The organism is Sporocytophaga sp., assembly GCF_017745095.1.
Lineage (GTDB): Bacteria > Bacteroidota > Bacteroidia > Cytophagales > Cytophagaceae > Sporocytophaga.
This window is the reverse complement of record NZ_JAGHZZ010000001.1, coordinates 598,903-622,466: the sequence shown is the minus strand read 5'-3', so window position 1 is coordinate 622,466 and position 23,564 is coordinate 598,903. Positions and strand designations below refer to the sequence as shown.

General features: G+C 37.4%; 13 protein-coding genes. 3 read left to right on the top strand and 10 right to left on the bottom strand.

The features are described 5' to 3' along the window. Positions 1-572 precede the first annotated feature (572 nt). The 4 genes from J7604_RS02570 to J7604_RS02555 form a co-directional block, all read right to left on the bottom strand. The gene (locus J7604_RS02570) at positions 573-3,737 is read right to left on the bottom strand and encodes a T9SS type A sorting domain-containing protein (RefSeq protein ID WP_293890552.1); all 3,165 of its coding nucleotides are present in this window, start codon (positions 3,735-3,737) and stop codon (positions 573-575) included. 98 nt (positions 3,738-3,835) lie between these two features. Further along, positions 3,836-4,381 carry a DUF6702 family protein gene (locus J7604_RS02565; protein ID WP_293890550.1) on the bottom strand — a complete coding sequence of 182 codons (546 nt, stop codon included), beginning with the start codon at positions 4,379-4,381 and terminating at the stop codon, positions 3,836-3,838. A 150-nt stretch (positions 4,382-4,531) separates the two neighbouring features. After that, positions 4,532-7,468 (bottom strand): carbohydrate-binding protein, encoded by a 2,937-nt coding sequence (locus J7604_RS02560; RefSeq protein ID WP_293890548.1) that lies wholly within the window; start codon positions 7,466-7,468, stop codon positions 4,532-4,534. A 430-nt stretch (positions 7,469-7,898) separates the two neighbouring features. Further along, the gene (locus tag J7604_RS02555; protein WP_293890546.1) at positions 7,899-11,402 is read right to left on the bottom strand and encodes an Ig-like domain-containing protein; all 3,504 of its coding nucleotides are present in this window, start codon (positions 11,400-11,402) and stop codon (positions 7,899-7,901) included. Between the two features lie 385 nt (positions 11,403-11,787). Here J7604_RS02555 and J7604_RS02550 point away from each other — a divergent pair, with 385 nt between their 5' ends. Continuing rightward, positions 11,788-12,498, top strand: a complete 711-nt coding sequence (locus J7604_RS02550) for a hypothetical protein (protein ID WP_293890544.1) — start codon at positions 11,788-11,790, stop codon at positions 12,496-12,498. Positions 12,499-12,618: 120 nt separating this feature from the next. On the opposite strand, the gene J7604_RS02545 is transcribed toward J7604_RS02550, so the two are convergent. From J7604_RS02545 to J7604_RS02530, 4 genes are all read right to left on the bottom strand, one after another. Beyond that, the gene (locus J7604_RS02545; RefSeq protein ID WP_293890542.1) at positions 12,619-14,880 is read right to left on the bottom strand and encodes a carbohydrate-binding protein; all 2,262 of its coding nucleotides are present in this window, start codon (positions 14,878-14,880) and stop codon (positions 12,619-12,621) included. 572 nt (positions 14,881-15,452) lie between these two features. After that, positions 15,453-16,550, bottom strand: coding sequence for a hypothetical protein (locus J7604_RS02540; RefSeq protein WP_293890540.1), 1,098 nt, complete (start codon positions 16,548-16,550; stop codon positions 15,453-15,455). Next, positions 16,537-17,121 (bottom strand): sigma-70 family RNA polymerase sigma factor, encoded by a 585-nt coding sequence (locus J7604_RS02535; protein ID WP_293890538.1) that lies wholly within the window; start codon positions 17,119-17,121, stop codon positions 16,537-16,539. The genes J7604_RS02540 and J7604_RS02535 overlap by 14 nt, the downstream gene beginning before the upstream one ends. Positions 17,122-17,264: 143 nt before the next feature. Then, positions 17,265-18,062 carry a type IX secretion system membrane protein PorP/SprF gene (locus J7604_RS02530; protein ID WP_293890536.1) on the bottom strand — a complete coding sequence of 266 codons (798 nt, stop codon included), beginning with the start codon at positions 18,060-18,062 and terminating at the stop codon, positions 17,265-17,267. 300 nt (positions 18,063-18,362) lie between these two features. On the opposite strand from J7604_RS02530, the gene J7604_RS02525 reads away from it, so the two are divergent. Both J7604_RS02525 and J7604_RS02520 read left to right on the top strand, forming a co-directional pair. Continuing rightward, entirely contained in the window at positions 18,363-19,982 is a 1,620-nt protein-coding gene (locus tag J7604_RS02525; protein ID WP_293890534.1) for a gliding motility-associated C-terminal domain-containing protein, read from the top strand. Between the two features lie 139 nt (positions 19,983-20,121). Then, on the top strand, positions 20,122-21,774 hold the full coding sequence (locus J7604_RS02520) for an ankyrin repeat domain-containing protein (RefSeq protein ID WP_293890532.1): 1,653 nt from the start codon (positions 20,122-20,124) through the stop codon (positions 21,772-21,774). A 133-nt stretch (positions 21,775-21,907) separates the two neighbouring features. Here the strand turns inward: J7604_RS02520 and J7604_RS02515 are convergent, their stop codons facing one another. Both J7604_RS02515 and J7604_RS02510 read right to left on the bottom strand, forming a co-directional pair. Then, positions 21,908-22,927: a family 16 glycosylhydrolase gene (locus J7604_RS02515; protein ID WP_293890530.1), complete on the bottom strand. Its 1,020-nt coding sequence runs from the start codon at positions 22,925-22,927 to the stop codon at positions 21,908-21,910. A gap of 124 nt (positions 22,928-23,051) precedes the next feature. Further along, positions 23,052-23,309, bottom strand: coding sequence for a hypothetical protein (locus J7604_RS02510; protein ID WP_293890528.1), 258 nt, complete (start codon positions 23,307-23,309; stop codon positions 23,052-23,054). Positions 23,310-23,564: the final 255 nt, after the last annotated feature.

Below are 23,564 nucleotides of genomic sequence, written 5' to 3'. Positions count from 1 at the left end.
TTATTAAGGTATTTTAGGTTGTTTTGGGCAGTTAATTATCAACAAAACTTAACTGACAATCAACTAATTACAAAATTAGAAAATAATTCTTGGATATTTAGTTCTCATAAATCAGATCTTCCCAACTTTTGATTTTAATACCGCCTTTTTTGCGGGATTCGATAGCTTCCTCCAATTTCATTTTGAATTTGAGGCAGGTTTTGTAATTAAGATCTATTTCTCAGGCGAGATCACTTACATTGAGATTTTCTTTCCGCATAAAAACTTCATAAGCAATATAAAATGCTTTATCCAATGAAAATTTCAGTTTGTGAAAGATTGTTCGGGCTGTAATTGATTCAATAGTGTCACATTTTGAACAACGACGTGAGTAAAAGTCATTTAGCTTGAACACTTGGTTATTTCCGCATTTTTTGCAGCTTGAGCTTTCTCAACTTTTTAGTCAATACAAACTGTACGTTCATAAAAAAGAGCGCTACTTAAGCGCTCCTTTAAAAATTCTCATGGGCAAAACGAAAGGTAGGTTACATTAAAGTTAGATACAACCTTTGAGATAACATCATTTTAATAAATCAATATTTCACAAACTTGAATATCTTGTTCTCGACTTTGGCAAAATACATGCCTGGAATTAAATCACTTCCAAATTCAAGCTCTGATACGTTTTTATATCTTTCCAATACCTTACCTTCTAAATTGGTAATTTCAACATCTGCATTTTTATTCAATCTTATGTGAAAACTGCTGCTACTAGGATTAGGATAGATTGAAACGTATGTTGCTTCATTAATATCTTGTATGGCCGTGATCACACATTCTCCTTTTCCTACTCCTGAACTAACATAGCCTATCTGATCAATATTGGCCAAGCCATCAGCAGTAGCAGAGACCAATTCCACTGTATTGTTTCCCGAATTTAACACCAGCGAAACATCCACAGTTTTATAAATTGTAAATGCACCTGTTGAAGAAAAACTCTGGGTTTCAACCTGGACAGCACCATTTACCAATACAGATGCCATACGATCATTTGCTCCACCGCTTGCATATCTAAAAGAAAGCATGGCGCCTCCAGAAGTATTTGCATTAACGTTAAACACGATTCTTGAGCCAATTGCATTTGGTACATTTATAAAACCTGAGCCTTTGAAACCTGCATTATTACTGTCAATTGTTCCATCATACAGACAAACATCCGTTTCCGCTTCTCCAGCTTCCGTGCAAGGTACTTTGCCTGTAGCACCATTAACGCAGCGATCGCAATCATCTATTGTAGCTGATCCATTGGCTACGTTATTACAATCCAGACAAGAGCTCTCTGTTTTACCACACCCACAGTTTCCAGGATTTATTTTACTAGAATCAGAAGGACATAAATCTGAGTTATCAGTTACATAGCCATTTGGTTGTGCACAGGAAGTAAGACTTGTATTAGGATCTCCTTTTCCATCTTTGTCAACATCTGCATACCATTTGGTTTGTACTGTAGAAATGGTAGTGACTACGGGAGTTGAAGTTGCCACACATTTATTTGCGTCTGTCACTGTAAGCGTAAAAGTGCCTGCTGCACTTGCAACATATGTAGATGCAGTGCCTATACTGGAAGATCCATTTTTCCATTGATAAGTAAGACCAATACCTGAATTCGCGTTTAATGTTACTGAAGATCCCTGGCATAAAGTCAAGGAGCCGGTATAAGAAATTAAAGCAGAAGGTAAAGCATTCACAGTTACAACAATAGCAGAGCGACTGCTTTCACAACCACTGATTACTTGTGAAACATAATATGTCGTTTGTCCAGAAGCAGAAGTGCTCGGTATTGGAGGTATATAAGATGCTGTACCTCCTGTAGCATTTGTCCCATACCAGACCAAATTACCATCCGTACTCGCTGTGGCAGTCAATGCACTTGTAGTTGCACCCTGACAATACGAAACATTTGTTACGACTGGTGCAGTAATGCCAGAGCATACAGTAGCTATATTCGGCTTAGGAATACTAGTAACGCCGTCTCCCAAAAAAAAGCTTGGATGCGGAGGCTGATTATATCCTGTATTCTGCCATGCGATCGCAGTGCGGTATTGCGCATCATGCAATAATGTTCTGAATTTATAACCAGTTGGAATAACTGTAGTAAATAAATATAACGCAGTATTATCACTTGCTCTCATAAGAACCTCTTCCCGCCAATCGCCAATAATATCTCCACTTAGGCATGGATTTTTCTTTGATCCATTGTTTGAAGATACAGGAGCCAAACTACCCAAAACTACGATCCTCCCAAGATCATAATTGTCAATGCGCGTATCATCAAGCATTTCTCTTAACAAATCTCCATTCCACCAAACCAGGAAATTACAAGTGGCACCAGAGCCGCCAGAAGTAGGCTGATTGCCTACAAAATTTCCTTTTACATCCATCAGCTGCCCTGATACTCCACCGCCAATTACCCATGCTTCGGAGCCAGGCCATTTGGCAGAGATATCTGCACAAACTCCTCTTCCAGGCCCTTCATCACTACCAGCCACACTGGCCTTTTTCCATAAAATCTTTTTATCTTTTGCACTGTACATATACGCTCCGGCATCACCTACAGGTTCCTGAATATTGAAGACTTCAAGGCCTGGCAGCGAAGGGTCCAGATCACCAACATGTAAGGCATCACCATGACCTTTCTGAGTGGAATAATATCCAGTGCCATTGTCATCTATAATTGCAGCTCCAGATATCACTTCCTGCTTACCATCACCATCTACATCTGCAATGCTCAAAGAATGGTCACCCTGACTAAAATATTCATTGGAAGAATTGAATCCTGAATCGAATTTCCAACGGTTTGTTAAATTTTTCCCATCCCAATCCCATGCTGCTACAGCCAACCTTGTATAATAGCCACGACAGAAAATACCACTCGGTTTTACTCCATCAAGGTAGGCCACTCCGGCCCGGAAACGATCTACACGGTTTCCATAGGTATCGCCCCAATCTCCCACAGTGCCTCTTGCCGGCCAATAGTTAGCCGTAGCCATTGCAGCTCCTGTTTCACCATTAAAAACAGTAAAATATTCAAGGCCACTTAATACATATCCACCTGAATTTCGGTAATCAGTCGTTGTGCCAATACGAACTCCCTTTCCATCTGTAGTTCCATCAGCAGTGCGAGCCATCATTTCGGCCTTTCCGTCCCCATCAAAATCAAAGACCATGAAGTCCATATAATGCGCTCCGGAACGAATATTTATTCCGAAATTAATACGCCACATGCGAGTTCCATTCATCTTATAGGCATCGACATAGGTATTACCAGTATATCCAGAATTTGAATTATCCTTTGAATTAGATGGATCCCATTTCAATATTACTTCAAACTCTCCATCTCCATCCAAATCTGCAACGCTGGCATCATTGGCAATATATGTATAGGCCACTCCGTCCGGCGTTGTGCCTCCCGCAGGTGCGGTGACAGGGATTTTAAGAAATTGAGCTCCCCACACAGTGACTGCTGCAGAAGGTGCCTGCTCTATTCCGTCCACCACAGCTTTTATATAATATGTAGCCGAGGCAGCAGCACCATTATCTGTATAATTGCAAACAGTCAAAGGTGTGGTATTAACTTTCGCACCATTCCGATAAAGGTTAAAGGTCACATTGTCCCCTTCGGTGCCAAGCCAGCGCCAACTGATAAAGTTGTTATTGCCACTCCTTGCGGCCACCAAACCTCTAGACAATTTTTCCATTTTGTATTGACCAAAGGAATTTGTGTGAATTCCTATAAGGAATATCAGCATTAGAAATTTTTGTAAAACGTTTCGATTCATAGTAGCAGACCCAAAAGTTAAAATTTCACATTCAGATAGTTCATATCCGTCCCATTATAAAAAACCAAAGACTTATCCTCTTCCTTGATTTTCGAAATATTCACTATATTTTTTTGTTCAGCCGCAAAGTCAAAGAGTAATGTATTTTTGACACTCATTTCCGAAATTTGAGCAACTTTAAACTGACCAGTCACCCATCCTTCTATTATCACAATAGGTTCATCCGCATTTGCAAAGTCAACCCGAACATCATTACATTTCAATGCTGTCGGTTCTGAATTAATTTTAATCCTTAAATTTTCAGATAGGTATTTAATCAATGCATCTTTTTGCTCCTGACTTAAAGTTTCTGTTTCAAGAGGGAATGCCTTTTTCACATGTAGACTCATTCCGGAGGATACATCGTTTGCAAACATTCTAACATTAAAATATAGTTGTTCGCCTTGTTTGGAGATTTTGGTGTTGGACATTTTCAAAGCGTGACAGACAAAGCCACTTGAAAGCCATAGTAACAAACAGAGTGCTACATACTTTGATTTATTCTTAAAAATCCATTTCATCATTAAAAAGCATTTTAATTTCACAAAATCAAACCTGCACAATACAGGTATATATCCCATACAATCGACCTGCAAAAAGGTATACAAAAAAGCATGAGTATATTAAAAAAAATATACTCATGCTTTGAATTTATCGCACTTATCTCCTGAATATTAATCCTTTACAACCTTTAACCATTTTGTAGATCCATTGGAAGAAACTTTAAGGAGATACATACCTTTGGATAAATTTTCGCCAAATTCTACTTGATTATTAGCCTGACCTCTTAAGCAAGATTTTCCTAATTGATCCATCAGCTCATATTCAAAAGGACCGAATAGTTGAAGTTTTATATTTGAAGTAAATGGGTTGGGAAAGACATTTATAAAATTGATTTCTTTCTGGTCATTCAAGGAAGTGATCACACAACTTCCTTCACTCACGCCTGAAGAGAATTGCATACGGTCAATATTGGCCAACCCATCAGAAGTAATAGAGGAAATTATCAAATCATTGTGACCTTGTTTCAGGTTCAGATTCATACTTACAATACCCCAAGAAACCCAGTCTTCTGTAGTAGATAAAAACAAAGTATCAATTTTGATTCCGTTTAAAGTAATAATACCATCTCTCGGAGCAATACCTCCATTTGAATAGCGGAATGTAATGGTTGCTATCTGGTCTTTATCGCTGTCAATAACATAAGACACTGAAGCTCCGGCAGCGTTTGTAGTATTAACATATCCTTCACCTAAAAATCCTTCGTTTTTACTTTCAAGTAAAATACCATCTACAGTACAGGCATTTTCACCTTCCATAAATTTATCACAAGCCTTAAATCCGCTCTTCCCGCCAACACAAACACCACAATTATCAAGATAAGCTGTTCCATTTACATCACCATTACAGTCTTTCACACAGGCTACTTTTCCAGTATTGCCTCCAACGCAGATACCGCAACCGTCAATATATGCTTGCCCACCCACAGAGCCATTGCAATCTGCAGTACAAGAGCCTTCTTTTACAGATGATGTGCTTAACACAAACTGGTCTATGTTTGGAGCTCCATCAGCAGTTGTGGAACTTACTTCAAACTTGTTCACTCCTTGGACAAGAGTTACATTTACATTTTCAATTTTCCAGGTAGACCACGCACCAGTTGGAGCACCGATAGCAGTATTTTGCTTTTCACCATTTACCAATATATTCATGCCTCGGGAAGCGGTTCCTGCATTGGCATATCTGATACCAATCTTCGTAGTCTGAGCTTTGTCAGAAATGATATACCATGTACCTGTTGAACCTATTGCATTATCAAGATTCAAATATCCATCTTCTTCAAATCCAGTATTCTTTGCTTCAAGCACTCCGGCTGCAGAACAAAACTCTTCTGCTTGTATTGCACCGGCACAAGCTGTCAAATTGGTATTTCCCCCAACACATACTCCGCATGCATCCTGGTAAGCAGTACCATTGTTTACGCCATTACAATCCAGCTTGCAGGCTACTTTACCAGTAGTACCTCCCACGCAGATGGCACAATCATCAAGGTAAGCACTCCCATTAGCAATTCCGTTACAATCTTTTTGAACTGTATTATCTTTTTCCACCAGCACGTTTACAGTAAAGGTAAAAGCTGTTCCATCTGATCCTGTAACAGTGAATTTGAATGAAGCCATTCCAAAGAATCCAGCCTGAGGAATAAAACGAGCTGTTTTACCATCAGCTAAAACGCTTACAGTGCCGTTTACCGCATTACTTACTAAGTAGGCAGGTGAGACCTTTTCAAATCCTGCGGTATAAGTAGTCAAATCAAAATCCAAGGTTTTACCTTGTAACACGTGCGCTTTTACATCTGCAAGCCAGTTGATATATTTTTCAATATTGGCATATCCATCAACTCCTTTAGCCATAGCGTCATTGCCACTTTGATTTAAGCCATAAGTCTTTTCCCAGAAATCGGGGATTCCATCTCCATCTGTATCTGTGGGTTTTGTGCCTGTAGCTATTGTCCCATAACCATTGTTGCCCAATCCAGTTTGGGTCTGTGTAGTATAAAAACCACTATTAGGCCCAGCAGTTCCGGCTTCCATACCGGTTGTACCTTTTCCAATGGTGCGTATCTGTGACATCACCAAACGGTCCATCTCATCATATGGAAAAGTCCCGGCAAAGGAACTGGTATATCTAAAAGCTGCTGCTGCCGAATAAGTAGGAATGTTTTTGGTTTCTGAAGACCATGCTGCACTCAACACTGTGCCTGTACCTTGGTACCAATAAGGGGTTGTAGTAGAGCCATTTAGTATCCCATCTTTATTGCTATCCTTTAAATTACCGGAATAAAAAATACTTTGGTTTTTATCTATCTGATACCAAGGAAAATTAGATCCAGAACCAGGACCGTAAACAAAATAATTATTTATAATATCATGTTTAAAGTTAGTGCTTGTATGAGTCGTATAACCCGCATCGCAATTGTACAATACATTATTGATGAAAATGTCGTTGACCTTATCAAGAGGATTCCGGTTGTGCGAGTTTGCAAAAATGTTGTAAGCCCAAGTCCAATTCGCGTTTGGCGACTCGATGTGGGCGCCGAATTGTTGGTAGGTTGGATTAGCAATCAAACAGTTTTGAAATGTAACATTGTTTACCGGAGTTACTGAAGAGTTCGTACTTACGCCACCGATGTTGTTCCAGGGGGCGAACTCAACAGTACAATGGTCTACGATCACATCATGTGCGTCTACCAAATTTATTCCTACATCTTCCTTTGAAGCAACCTCACTACCCGGTCTTACCCGTAAATGACGAATGATGATATTCGACTGTTTACCGAAAGATAATTTTCCTCCTCTTAGCGCTATCCCTTCTCCTGGAGCGGTCTGACCTGCGATGGTGATATTTCCTTTCGCAGAAACAGCAGATTTCAATTGAATATATCCACTTACATCAAACACTATAATTCTATTTGATGCACTTACAGCATCCCGAAAGGATCCCGCACCTGCATCATTCAGATTTGTAACATGATAAACAGTTCCGCCTCTACCACCTGTTACATTTTTTCCGAAACCTACAGCTCCCGGAAATGCGAGTATCTGGGACAAAACTGATTCGGTTGACAACAGCCAACAAAAGAAAATTGAGAAGATTATTCGTGATTCTATCATATGCTTATTGATAAATGATAATATCTAAGCCCATTAAAATGGCCTGGAGATTTATTTATAAGAGAAATACACTGAGCCAAACCTGGAAGTAACATTTTTGAGAGAAAAAATTATTGGGAAACTGATAGAAAAATTTAAGCTATCAAACTTTCTGATATCTCAAAATTTCTTCAGGTATTGCCAGTAATGGTAGAGACGCTATGCTGGCGTCTCAAAAACTTTGATAATGAAAAACAATTATAAAATTGTAGCAATTAGATTTATCGCTTATACCTTCTGTTATAATAAAATGTAGCACCTGTGGGCAAAGAGACTGACTCAAAACTGAGCCAGCCTCTTATAGAAAACAAAGGTTAATTGAGAACTCTTAATATTTCACAAACTTATAAACCTTATTCTGTATCTTAGCAAAGTATACACCCGGACTTAATTCATCTCCGAACTGTACTTCCGATATATCTTTGAAGCTATCTAAAACTTTACCTTCTGCATTAGTAATTTCAATGTCTGTAGATTTATTCAATCTGATGTTAAAGTTACTCGCACTTGGATTTGGATAGATAGATACTGAAGAAACATTAGTCTGATCATTTATTCCGGTGATAACACAATCACCCTTTCCCAGACCTTCACTCACATAACCTATCTGATCTATATTAGCTAATCCGTCTGCCGTTGTCGATGCTAATTTTACTATATTGATGCCTGATTCAAGATTTAAATTTACTTCAAGTGTTTTGTATGTTGTAAATGCACCTGTAGCAGGGAAACTAAGCTGACCGATTAAAGTTGTGCCATTCACGTTGACTGTTGCTTTACGGTCTGAAGTACCGCCGCTTGCATATCTGAAGCTTAAAGTCTTTAATCCTACTGATTGGGAACTTACATAGAAAGTTATTTGCGAGCCTATTGCATTAGGCACGTTTATAAATCCGACACCTTTAAATCCCGCGTTATTGTTATCTACGGTACCATCAAAGGAACATGCATCAATTTCTGCTTCACCCGCTGAAGTACAAGCCGTTTTACCTGTAGTTCCACCAGCGCAACGATCACAGTTATCTACAATCGCCGTTCCATTCATTGTTTTATTGCAATCACATGAATTGACGGTCACAGTTACAGTCGATGCGGAAGAAGCAACTGAACTGCTGCTTGTAGCAATAGCTTTCAAAGCTTTAGAGCCCGTTGAAGTTGGTAACCATAATACCGAGTATGGACTTTCAGTATCTGAAGCAATAAGCGTAGAGCCCTCATAAAAATCCACTTTTGATATTGTTCCACTTGACACTGATGCCATAGCTGTTAGCGTCACTGTATCTGATTGACAATAACTCTTGCCAGATGCAGGTCCTATTAAAGCCACTGTTGGTGTCGGTGTTGAACAAGTGCCATCAACATATACTCCAACTTTTCTAGTCATTGTGCCTCCTGCATTGTCTTTTACTGTCAGATTAAAAGAAGCAAAGCCACAAGTTGCAGGTTTAAAGGTAGCCGTTGACCCTGAAATATTGACTGTACCGTTTATTACAGATGAAACTGAATAGGTAGGACTTGTCTTGGAATAGCCCATAAATACACTTGTCAGGTTTATAGACTGAGATGCAGTATTTGAAATAACATAATGAATTTCGGCCATCCAGTTGAGATAGTCTTCAAGATTGGTAAAACCGTCTTTATCAGGATCACCATTAGATTCGCTGAAATCTCCTTTAGTTGAATTTGGATTAAACCCTTTACCTTTCTCCCAGAAATCAGGCATACCATCACCATCAGAATCCCAATTAGAAGCTCTTGTTGTTGTAGGATAACTTTCATATCCACCTACATCACTTTCCTTGTCAGGGAATCCAGGCTTCCCGGTTACACTACCTTTGTATTTGTAGGTTCCGTTCAAAGTTTCATCTACAATCCTTATATCATGATCATCGAATACAGGCTGATTATGTCCTACATCTGACAAAACGCTTTTATAAGCATCAATGGCACTTTGCGTAGTAACATAAGATGGAAAGAAAGGTGCATTCACATATCCTTCATATTTCTTAGAATCTCCGTTTGAGTATGTTTCTCTTCTTCCTGCAGTCTGATTTGACTCATTGAAATAACCAGGCATCACATTTCCGATAAAATATCCTCTTTGAGTTCCCAAGCCGGTTCCTTCATGGTCTATAGACATAGCTACGAAAATTTTACTTCCTGCACCAGGCTTATAGTAGTTTCCAACAAAGTTAACTTCCATTGCACCACCGTCTGTAGTACGTCCACCCCAGTTGTAGACGACGTTGTTGGTGATATCAAGTCTTCCCGCATAGTAGGCATTTCCATCAAGACCTCCACCCATGCTCCAGTTACGGCCATAATTATGTGCCAATAGATTATGATGAAAACTTCCGACATCACCACCAATTGTACCGGCATATCCATGCTCTGTTCCAGGAGGATAATTCTGGTGATTAGCAGCATTCAGAGCTTCAGAAATCAAGGTGCGTTGTAAAGTAATGTTTTTACCGCCACGAGAGCTGAAAGATTCATCTATGGTCCAGCTAATTGAACAATGATCAAGTATACTATGATTTGCTCCTGTTAAACCCATTCCATCATAAGTTGGACCGGCACCAAGTCTTACCTTCATAAATCTCCCAATGACATCATTTCCTGTAAAACCAAATGGAGCCTTTCTTATACAAATACCTTTTCCAGGTGCTGTTTGTCCTGCTACAGTAACATATGGATCACTCAGCACAAGCCGAGATTCCAGTGCAATCATACCACCTATATCAAAGACAATGGTTCTTGGACCTGTTTCATTTTCCACTGCATATCTTAAACTTCCAGGATTGTTATCATCTTTCAGATTGGTAACATGCACTACTTTGCCTCCTCTACCGCCTATTGCAAAACGGCCATATCCCTCCGCACCAGGGAAAGCAAGTTGTCTTGGACGAAACACCCAAACATTACCTTTGGTTACAACTCCTGAACTATTCACCTCGTCAATTCTCCAGTAATATGTATTCATACTATACAGTCCTGATACGTTATAACTGGTTCCCGTCTGTTGGCCTTTATAGCAAGATGAACTGGTAGTTCCTGATTCAATACAAGTTTTATCAGTACCGAAATAAACGCGATGAGCTGTCGCATTAGAACCTCCAGTCCATTTCAATGTCCCAGAACCCGTTCCTCCATCAACATGATTATCTCCATCTGCAGGAACAGGACTTTTGGCCTGATCTTTTACATTAGGCGTATTCAGTTCGAAACCATTGATATAAACGTTTTTCATTGAAGCAGAAGAAGATGTTTCCGCTTTATATAATAATACTGTATTTTTCCCTGCAGTTGTATTAAAGGTAACATAAGAACTTGCCACGGTATTCATTGACACTGCTCTGTTTGATGGCGCCAGATTATTGATTGTCAATGTGCCGTTTACATAAACATCAATCGGCGCAAAGGTATTTGATGCAGGATCAGCAAATGAGTTATGATAAAGCAACATTGAATGAGTCCCTGTAGAAAGACCACTTATAGTTAGCTCAATCTCAGCTCCTGCATTTCCGCCATCCACAACCATACCATCACAAATAAGTCGGGCATAGTTTGGTGCTTGCACACCTACTTTATACCAGTCAGCACGCAGGGCAGTTCCGTTGCTTCCTGTCTTTTTAAATGTAAATGTCACCCCACTAATGGTTTTGGAAATACTTATCGCATTATCAGGAATCCAAGCTACATAGTTAGGGGCATTAACTTCCGCTTCTGTACGACCACTCATGTTCAGGTCAACTTTAACAACCGGACTTTGAGCCAACAGAAAATGAACGCTGCTAAAGGTCAGCACAATGAAGAATAAAAGTTTTCTCATATAGTATTGGTTAAAAAGGATATTCTAATATCGGGCATTAATATTTTTAATCCTTTGTTTAAGCAGAATACCCAGGCCCAAAATCAGAAGTAACATTTTTTATAAAAAAAATTACAAAACAAAAAAATGCCTTTATCGTCTCCATATTAATTAGGAATCAAAGCATTTAAACTTATCTAATATTAAAAGGGGCCATTTAAAATGGAATAATCAGCTTTACCCTAAATCATTATAATTCCTCTCTTTCGAATGGTAAATATTTATATCCCTCTTCTTCATCAATCTTTTCCCATAAGATAGTCTTCATTTCTTAACAACCATTTAACAAAAAGATAACAAACAAAGACCTACAGATCAGCTGTTTTATTAGTACCTAGCTGAAGATATGAGGACATTTAACAAACAAGAAAAAAGGATCTTTAGTGAGATCGTAGGCCTTAGCAAAAGGGGAGCCAAAATCATCTCTCCCATACTTTTTTTGGAAAACCTTCTGAATCTTCGTTCACAACTTTATATCATAAAAGCAGAAGACACTTCTCATATGTCAGAAGTTGGATCCTATCCTTTCTGCAGAATTGAGGTATCCGGCAACGCAGCGGATGTATACAACGACTACTTCGGATTAACCCAAAGATTATCACACATTACCGATTTTATTGATTACCTTCTAACAGAAAAATATTTAGTAATAAGGAAGCTGAACATACATTCAAGCTTTTACTTTAACAAAATTGACTATTTATCAGAAGCATTAGAAAACGAAGATCCGGATGTGGTAAAAATAGATCTCAAGATTACACCGACAATCGCTATGTTCCTTGAGAAATGTAGTTATTACTATACTCCAACCGATGCTTTAATTCAACTGCATAAAAATAATTTCAGAACAGGACTCGGAATCGATCGGAGGATTAAGAAGCCATCTTTTGCTTCACTGGTTGATTATTTATTGGGCATATCCTCTGACTGGAACAATAATATATATAAGAGAAAAATCCACAGACCAATAAATGTAAGATCTCACAAAAACACTTTCCATACCAAAGGATCTCAAGACAATACAGATCTGGTTTATCTGTCAATGCTAGAGAATTGATCCTGTATGGCGCTTATACTTTTCTTGTAATTCCTAAAGAATAAAATAGCCCCGAGAACTTCTGGGGCTATTTCAATTTACGAAGTATAAAGAAACAAGTGTGAACGGTTAGATCAAAAGCTACTGCTTTACAATTTTATGGATCGAATGGCCTTCATTGCTCTCAACATAAAGAAGATAAACTCCGCGAGAAAGTGACGTCCCTATATTTTGTTGTTCTTGTCCTTTCCCTTCTTCAACCAGCGTTCCGCTTATATCAGTTATCCTATAATTAAAAGATCCCTTCTGTTTAATGTGTAATTCTTCATTTGCAAATGGATTTGGGTATACTTTCAAAGCGTCCACAGTACTTGATTCCACACCAGTAATTACGGCCTGTTTAAACTCAACATAATTGAGATTTAAATAGCTGGCGTCAAAAACTATTCTCATTATATGCTCACCAGCTGTAAGATTGATTCCCTGAACACCCACAGTCTGCCATGTCTGCCAACCACCTGTGTTCGGAACCGCAATTGGGCCACTTACATTTGCTCCATCCATTTCAATATGAAAAGATTTACCTGTTCCATCTGCGGCAACTCGTACATCCAGGTTATAAACCTCGGTATACTGAACATTTACAGAATATTCCAGCCATTCTCCTTGAAGAACATACCCTACATTATAAGCTCCATCCGTATCATTGGTTGCTTCAATGTCTACATCATCATTTCTCAATACAGCTCCACCCTCATTCCCATTTGTATTTGCTTCATGAAAACTTACTCCTTCTCCACCAAGGTCATATTCTTCAGCTTCTATTCTTCCAGGTATTGGATGAGCAACTCCTTTGTATGGGCTTCGAGGTACGTTGACTTTAACCAAAACCGCAGCTGATGTTGTTTTATTTCCATCATTGTCCGTTGCTACTGCAGTAATTGAATAAGTACCTGCTGCTACATTAGACCATGAGTAGGTATATGGAGACGAAACATCTTCTCCTAATTTAGTCGTTCCATTATAGAATTCTACTTTAGAAATCACTCCGTCAGCGTCTGTGGCTGTTGCTCCAATATTTATGCTAGCTGGTGCTACATAAGTTGCATTGTTAAGAGGAGCTGTTAAAGTTACAGTAGGAGGAATAGGAACAGAAACGACAGCGGTTCCATTAAATGTAGTAGTACTCTGTGCATCCAGGGTTACTTGAAACGAAGTACCAGTCATATTGATATCAGCTTCTTTAGCAAGAGACTTTGAACCGGAAGTTACATACTTTTCCCAGGTTTTCACTTTAGTTGCCGGAACAGAGATAGTAATGGTTTTAGAAGAAGTGCTTCTATTTATTGCTACAATTGCCACATCATCTCCCTTTTTATAAGCGGAAAGGTACACATCCGTGGTTGGATTTTTAGTAGCATCTACTCTATAATATCCCGGACGAATAAATTTCGAATATTGAGAAAAACAATAGCCTCGCTTGCTGATATTACCGTCTTCTTTCATTGGCCCATATTGTCTTCTGATATACCACCAAGTGTATACGCTCATTTGACCTTCAACCATTGCTCTATACATTTCATAGGAAACGTCCAGCGCATCTGGCCAGATATCTGCAGAATTCGCATCGCTATTGGTATAGTGTTCTGTCATCCAGCGTTCTTTTGTTTGCGCTTTCTGATCTGCAAGTGGGTATTGAAAAAATGTAACAGGAGTATTAGCATCACTAGCATAAAAGTGGCAACCAATAATATCAATATTGGCTAAAGCTGCCGGATCATTCAGGATCTGATCATACATCTTTTTGCTATATGAAAATGATTCTGCTGTGATAACCTTTGTTCCATTGATTCTAAGGGATGAAGCATTATTTTTAGTAAAATTATATACCTCATCCGCACTGTACCAGGTCCAGTCAAATCCATAGTCAGGTTCATTTGCGAATGAAAGTGCATAAATATTTACACCATTCGTTTTCATATAGTTATTGAACTCATTCAAGTGATTGACATACTCACCATAGGAAGAAGGTTTAAGTCTCTTTTCCTGTCTATTGTTACGAGTAATAGTTTCACACATGCTTGCAGGTGGATTCCAGGGAGTAGCAAAAACTATTGCACCTAAAGCAATTGCCCTTTTAGCTGTTGCTAATTCCTTGGACCAGTCATTTTTGTTGTCCGATATCCAGATCCTTAAAACAGTCATACCCATTTGTCCTGCTCCATTGCCAAATGCAGTTTCTCTTTGTGTGGCTGTTAAATCTCCTGCCCACACAGGGTGATTGATACCACCGAATCCACGTATGTATTGTTTTTGTGAAGACAAGGTAACAGTTGCAGTCTGTGCAAATGCATTGATGCAAAAAAGCATCGTTAAAATCGATATAAATAAATTTTTTCTCATGATTAGAAGATTCTCTATTTCAGTTTGCTGCAGTACTATAAGTATTTTAACTCATTTATATTAAATCAGAAAATTTTGCCTTCCATTGTTATAATCTTTATTACTTAAGATACCTGTCGATATAATAAAGCACTTACATACTTCCAGAGTAAAGTAATTATCAATCTAATGTAACTCTTCAAGATATTAAGCTTAACATATATAAGCTACCCACATCATCTGACATAAAGATTTCTTTGTATACAAAAAGAGATAACTGATTGTAAACATGTTTTATAAAGAATATTAAAAATATTTTATAGAATGATGTAATTGATTAAAAATCTTGCTCTCAAGCGGACGCTTGGATATTAATAAGTCCAAGCGAAGACACTTGAACCAGCCACGGGTAGTGCAGGAAGCTGTTCTTTGCAAATAACTCTACTAACTGGAATATCTAAATAATCCATTATAATGATAACGTGCTGGTTCAAGCGTCCTCGCTTGGACCCGAAATATACCAAGTGTCTTCGCTTGATCAGAATAAAAAGTGATTGAAAACCCTATGCTAGGGTTAACCGAAAGACGAATATTTACCTTGTTATCGTAACAGTCCCATCATCTATGCTTCCATCAGAATATTCGATTGTAAAAAAATACAAGCCAATTCCTAAATCAAGGCCCATATTACTTTCACCACTCCACTCTGCTGGTTGATAACTTTGCACCTTGGATTGATAAAAAACTTTACCGCTTTTATCTATTAATACAAGATTGACAGGATCTTTATCTCTGTCATAAGGAACAGACCAGACACGGTCATATTCAGGATTAAAAATATAAGCTTTTGAGGTTTTACATACCTGTTCCGCAATCACTACATTGTGAGTACTTTCTACAATACAATTTCTGGAATCTTTTATCTTAAGTTTATATATGCCGGATGAAAGATGATCAAAATGTGATAATGATTGCTCTTCATTCAATATAAAGGTATATGGCTGCTTTCCACCTTTAACAGTTTCAGGAAACACTCGAACTTCCCCTGTCTCCTTTCCTTTACAGCTTGCTGTTACAGTAAATTTAACATCACCTTTAAGATCAGCACAAGTTTCTTCCGGAGTCAAAACGGGGCTAATGGTTTTTTTCAGTTCTTCTTTAACAACAGAGTCAGTTAATGTTATTCCTTTCTTCGGAAGCTCCTGAGGTTCTTTGTCTGTAAATAATTCAGAAGGTGGTAAGTCTTGAGATGTCATTGTATGTTCCTCGGAACGATTGCCTATTCTCTCTGCTCTTCTATCTGACTTTACTAAAGGAGCCGCTCCTGTTTCATTCGATTGTTCATTATTTACAGGTAAATCATGTTTAGAAGACACTGGCACTGAAGGACCACTATCATTTGAGTTTAAATAATAATAACCATATATACCTCCTCCAAGGGCAATTAACAATGCCAATGCATAAATATTCCAATTAGGTTTGGACTTATATAGGTCCTTACGCATTTGTTCTTTTAATTTTAAAGCTTCTTGCGCAATAACCAATTCATCTGCGAGCAAAGAAAGATCCAGAGCCTTTTGCAATTGCTCATTTGAAGCCAGTTCTTCTTCAAAAGAAGCTCTTTCCTCATAACTCATTTTGCCTCTGCTATAGAGTTCTACCTTTTCTATCATTTCACTACCTAAGCTCATTCTTCAAAAAATTAATCATTGTACCATCATTCTCAACAAGCTCCATGAGCTTCTGCTTACACCTGTAATGTGTACTCTTAGCCACTGTTTCTCCAGCAAAATTCATCTTTTGAGCAACTTCTTTCATGCTCAGATTATCGTATATCACATACTTGAGTATCTGTTTACATTTATCTCCTACCTTACTCATAAACTGCTCAATCAAATCTTCCTTTTCCTTTGTAATGATCACAGCCAGATGGCTTTCTTCCAAAGGAGGCATCTGCATTTTTGAAATATCTAATTGCTTATTTCTTCTCTTAATTCTATTGATCCATAAATTCCTGGAAACAAAATATAGAAAACCATTGACATCTTTTCCCTGTTCAAATTTACCTAGTCTTACCGTAGTGAAAAGTGACACTACTGCATCCTGGAAAATATCTTTTGCTTCATCTTCATCACCGTTATTGAGACAAATATATTTCATTATCTGAGGCAAAGCGGATTGATATAAATGGTTAAGGACTCGAGTATTCTGACCATTTAGAATGGCCTCAATAATTTCCTGATTTTTGTCCTTTTTTAACATATTCTTCCTACAAACAAAGAGTTTAAAAAGTAAACACTTATTGTCTAGTGCTGAAGAAATCAATTTTATGATTAGTAAAAAACCAATCATTTCCATTCTTCAACTCTAAAAACCAGACTTAAATATTCATTTTCAGGAAGATATTATTCCCTGGTAATATAATAATGAATATTTAACTCATACTGGTTTGCAATAGGATATACGTTTGATTGAGGCATGAGGTATGCCAGAGAGAAATCAAAATAATTTTTGTAAAGCTGTATTTTATAAAGGTCAAGGATCAGGCCTGAGCCGTTATTAGTATAATGAAAAGCACTGACGCCTACGGTATTGGATAAAACAAAACCTGCCTGAAAAATATAAGAGGAAGAAATTCCGAGGATCCAGTTACATCTGGCAGCACCACGAATTTGAGTTTTAGGCCCCAAATCAAAAAACTTTTCTCCATACAAATTGACATATCTGTTAATGAGAAAGCTATAACTAATGGGAGTAACTGTTGGGTTGTTAAAATCATTGAGGGAAGCCCCCAGACGGAAGTTCGGAGAATACAAAGTCGTACTTACGTGGCCAGCCCAGGTAAAGGCAGACCCTGAAGCACCGGAAGAAGATGCATCGAAATTGTAGTTGATCATATGCATGGCAACACCTCCGGCTAAAAATAAATTTTCTTTCAAAGGGATATGAACAGCATAACGTACTATTGCTCTTACCTTGTTGAAATATTCCCCTTCCCGATCATTATAAATTCCCCCACCCACTATATGCTTCTTATTTTCAGCAGCTTCTATTTCATTCTGTTTCTTACCCAAATTAACATTTGCATCAGCATAATATGTCCTTATCACTGAGTATCTGCCAAAATAAGACCTGTAAACAAAATTTAACTGGAAGTCATTATCGAGACAAACATGAGAAGGGGCATGCAATTGAATATTCATCGGAAAGTGTATAAAGGACTCTGAAAAATTGCTTTGTGCAAAAGCATTCAAAGAGCAGAAGCATATGGAAACCAGCAAAAAAAGTCCCTTTGTGTACATTTTAAACACAGACCAAAGTCGTGATTTTAGTTTTATTTTTCCGAAATTTCAAAAATACATTTACTTTTTTATTTTTCGTTTGTAGAGTAAATAATTAAGGAAAATAAAATTTCCTAAAAAAAAAACTTCTTAAGAAGATTTATATTTACATGTTTATGTCTCCGAAGGTTGTTAAACAACCTGAAAAGCAAGAAAAAAATTATGGAAAGGTCCTACATTTTAACAGTTATATTTTCGTGTCTTTGCTTGATTGCTCAGTCACAAACAGGCCCGGCGGGAGTAGGCATGAATGACGGAGGCTCTTCATTAAAACTATGGCTTGATGCGGCAAACGGAACATTTTCAGATACCTTACAAAAAAATATTGCCAAGCCAGGCGATAAGGTTTTATTCTGGAAAGATCTGAGTGGCAGCAATAACGATGTTATGGCTGGCAGTGACACAACCAACCCTATACTAACCACTTCCAATCCTCTTTTGAATAATCAGAGTGGCATTCGTTTTTTTAGAAATGATGGCAAAGGAAACAAAAGAAATTTCCTTGTATCTAAATCATTTTCCAAAACCAATGATATAACTATTTACTGTATCTTTCATGCATTGACCAAAGCAGGAGGAAATAATATAAGCCCAGTCAAGGCCATAAACTATGATACTAGTATGTGGTATTTCGGAGCGGGGCTTGTTGACGGAGGAGCAAACGGATTTACAAACGACATAAGCCTCGCCTTCTGCGACACCAGCATAGCAGCAGGTGCAGGAGACTCTACTTCTTCCACTGATTATTGTGTAAAAACTCCTGCATCTTTGAACAAAACATACTTTGCTGTTCTACAAAAAGAAGCCTGGACGGGGAAACTAAAGATCGGCCATAATACAAATACTGATTCGGTTTATCAGGCTGGCACACAGCCCATAAATGTGCCATCAAGATATTATATAGGCTCAACCTCCAATGCAAAAGCAAACGCCGAACCTTCGTTCTTTGACGGCTATATTGCTTGTGTACTGATATACAATAAAATACTTAGCAGTGCCGAAAAAATTATACTAGAGAATTACCTTTCAGCAAAATATAACATTCCTCTTAAAGCTAATGACATATACCAATTTGATGATCCTAATAGCGGCAACTTCGATTTTGATCTGGTAGGAATAGGAAAAGCTAATGATGGTACTTCCCAACTTTCTGCGAGAGGCGATGGGATGATAGAACTACTCAATATATCAGAATTGAGCAAAGGAGAATTTATGTTCATTGCTCATAATGGAAAATCTTTATCTTCAGTAAATGGCAATTTACCTACAGGAGTTCAATTCAGAACGGAACGTGAATGGATATGCTCTAAAACAGGCCAATCATCAAAGGTAGACCTTATCATAGACCCTAAAAATATCCCTTCAATCAACGCCAAAGATATAAGACTTATAATAGATACAGACAACGACGGTTCTTTTGCTATGGAGAAAATCGGTGAAGGAGTAATTGAAATATCAGAGGTTACACGTGATGGACGCTATGTCTTCAGAGGTGTTGAACTCAAACATGGAAATCACTTTACTTTGGGAAAAGTAAACACTGCTTCAATCAGTAATGATGAAGATTACTTTTCACCCAATGGTGATGGAGTCTCTGACATGTATTATATACCTTATACAGGGAAATCAAACATCTACGACAGAAATGGGAAACACATCAAAACCCTGACAACACCGGCTTTCTGGGATGGCACTAACGACAGAGGTGAATTATTAACTCCAGGGTTATATTTTTTAAATGTTAATGAGGATGTTCAAAAAACTGTGACGCTGATCAGATAAAATTCTAAGAGCTATAATTAAGTTTTCATCCAGATTAACAGACGCTAAGTGAAAACTTTGCTATTCCTGTCACTATTATTTGATTGCTGACGTTTATTGAAGAAATTTATACTAATTTTTAATATAAGATTTCACATAAATGAAGCATAGCTATTTAATTTTTTTTCTTCTAATCACCTCTTTTTGTACTCATAAGAAAACTGAAAACATTAGACTTAACCTTGAGTTAATTGCTGCTGCTCATCATGAGCTAGACTCGTCATTCATTCTCAGCTTGCTTGAAGAGGGAGCAGATTTAAATTTTCAGGACTCTACTGGTAACTCTGCATTGCACTATAGTCTTTCAAATTACGGACATTGCAAAAACGTTAATATGTTTCTCACAAGAAAAAATATTGATGTTAATCTTCGAAATAAAGCCAGTCAGACTCCAATATTATTAACACTGGACAACAACTATATAATAAAATTAATCGCCCTTGGCGCTGATGTAAATGTACAGGATTATTCAGGAAAGACGCCTCTTCATTATGCTTGCAGTAAAAATGACCCGGAGCTTGTAGACTTATTGCTTAGCAAAGGGGCAAACGTAAACATAAAGGATAGCCTTGGTTTCACCCCTTTAATTTCGTGTTTTAAAGAAGTTACATGGCCGAGTTTTAATGGACCAGCAATAGGTGCATGCGGCACATATTATCTTACCTCAAATCGGCCCCACAGAGTTGCCTCATATAAAATTATTAAAGCACTACTGGAAAAGGGTGCAAAGATAAATGAGTCAGACAACGAAGGGAGGTCAGCATTAAACTATGCTATATTACAGAATAACCAACCAGTATTACTACTTCTTCTATCGCTTGGCGCAGAAGTTGGTAAAGAGACTTCTGTTCGGGAGGAATTATTAACGAATTCTATTTATGGAGGAAACTCTGAAATAGTAAAGTGGTTGCTTGAGGAAGGTTGTAATCCAAACCAAATTGATAATGATGGTAAAACGATTTTATGTAGAGCCGCAGAAGTTGGGACATCAAGAATGGTACAGTATCTTATGGAAGCCGGAGCAAATCCTTCTGTTCCGTTCTACTCATGTCTTAAATGCAAAAGTGACAAACAAATTTCTTTCCCAATTCATGCTGCGACAAATTCTGGCAATATAGAAGCTTTGGAAGATTTACTTAAAAAAGCTGATTTAGATGTCAATGTTAAAGACTATAAACAACGGTCACCATTACACCTAGCGGTAGAACAAGATTCTTATTATAATAATTATTTGAATCACAGAAAGCATCTGTTAAAATACTTAGAGTGTATAGAATTACTTTTAACCAATGGAGCCGACCCGAATCAGGTTAATCTCAATGGACAAACACCTTTGATGCTTATTAAAGACAATTATGGTAATTGGCCTTCTCTTCATCAGACTCAATTAAGTACCGATAACCTTATCAGAATTACCAACCTTTTTGCTAATAACTGTACTGATTTTAACATCAGGGATAAAAATGGTGCCAGTGTTTTTATGTATATATCACGTTGTCATAATATTAAAATGACTGAAAGGATGTTATCTGCTGGAGCCGACATTAACATCAAAGATAATAATGGCAATACAGCCTTGGACTATGCTCTGATATATCAAAATGACTTAAATGAAAAAGCTAAGAATATTAAAGAAGGAGTAGTATATATATACTTAAAAAAGATGGAACCACAAGAAGATGAAATTGAAGCATATATAAATTACCTTGTTAAAAAAGGAGCTAAAAAAGGTAACGATATAACAAACAACTAAAACTCATCCTTGACTGCACTAGCAAAAAAACAGATCATTTATGAATGATAAAAGGCTGTCCTACCAAGACAGCCTTTCTATTTCTCTGATTAAATGCTAAGGGTAATTTATTCTTATAAAGGCATTTTAAATTTTATTTCTTAATAATTTCAATATCCTGCACTTTCAATCCCGGCCCTGTGTATTCAAGCTTGTTTACAGTTTCACCATTCAATGGTTCTTGCAAATAAACGTCGAGAGTCCTCAAATCGTGATGTAGCTTTGTCTTGATCGCTTCTTTTCCACCTACCTTAAAGTATTTATTCTTAGCATAAGGAGCATAAGTATTGCCGCGGAAAGTGACTATTAAATGCTTTTCATCGATCTGTTTTACTTCTTGAATCTGTCCCTTTCCTTCAGAGCTTGTTTCCTGTGTTTCATTTAAAATTATAGGAGCTGCTTCCTTAGAGAGACTTAAGATCAACTTTCCATTTTTGAACTTTACATTATCACTGGTGAAATCGACTTTATTCCCATCAAAGGTATGTGATGCGGCAGACCATCTTTCCATATTCCAGGAATTGAAGTCATCCGTCCATTTCAGTTTAAATGTATTATCTTTCTTATATTCATAATACTTAACATAATCATATTGCACTTCCTTCGGCAATATAGAATCATTCCATGGCCCCGTCCACTCATAAAATTCAGAGATCCATAAATTCATCATAATTTTCTGAGGCTTATCCATTCTGGCAATATGCTCTCCACTCTGCCTGTGTACTTCCTGACCATCTACGCTCCATGCTATGTATTCAGGAGTCCATTCAAAAGCATAAGTATGAAATTCCTCATGAGGATTAAAGGCTAGTACTTGTCTGTGCTCATGCATTTTGTGCTTGCCTTCTATTGCATTAAACTGTGCTTCATTGTTGTATCGGCCAAGTATTTCTAAATCTATTTCGTTCCAGTTAGTAACAAAATCAGGGTTGTCATAAAAAGTGAAGAGAGAACTGACTATTCCACTTCCAGCTGCAGATTTCATGTTCACTTCGAATCGACCATATAAATAAGATTCATTGGTCCTCAACTCTGCGCCTTTATAATCTTTTGCTTTTATTAAAATTGGAGTAAATAGTAAAATAAGAAATGCGGATAAACTAATTTTTTTCATCGATTACGAGATTTTGGATATATTCCCTTACACCCATCAAAAGTAAATGGTTAGCCCATAAATGGTAATAGCCTGTAACATTTACAGGCTGTTTGCATAATTTTCCGAATTATCTGAGAAAATCTTAAGCAGAAACAAACTCCTTGGCTTTTCTAAGGAAACCAGATCTGGTTTTTACTTTCTGTATAGATTTAGCAAAACTGTCGTAATTAACTACATATTTAATCCAGTTATAGAAATCATTTTTTTCCTTATTTACATGGTAGATAAAGGTTTCCTCACTCATCTCTTTTAAGCCTTTATAAAGCTCTTCTATACTGGTGAATACCTTTCCATCATTGGAATAAAAGAATTTGTCAGGTGTCAGTTGTTGTAAAGACATTTCTATTAAAGAGTTATGATTCGTTAATACATATAAAATGATTTTAACAAAAACATAGTTCCCTTAACTATAGGACTTAGGGAGAAATAACTAAAAAAAGCTTTTTTTTATCTGACAGATAAAAATCCCAGCATATTATTCCTTAAGAATAAATAGTTCCCTAATCTTCAGAATGAGATCAGATGTGCTTTAAAAGGAGTAATTGCTCAAAAAAGAACTGGGAATTTATACAAACTTGAAAACGCTCGAGAAGAC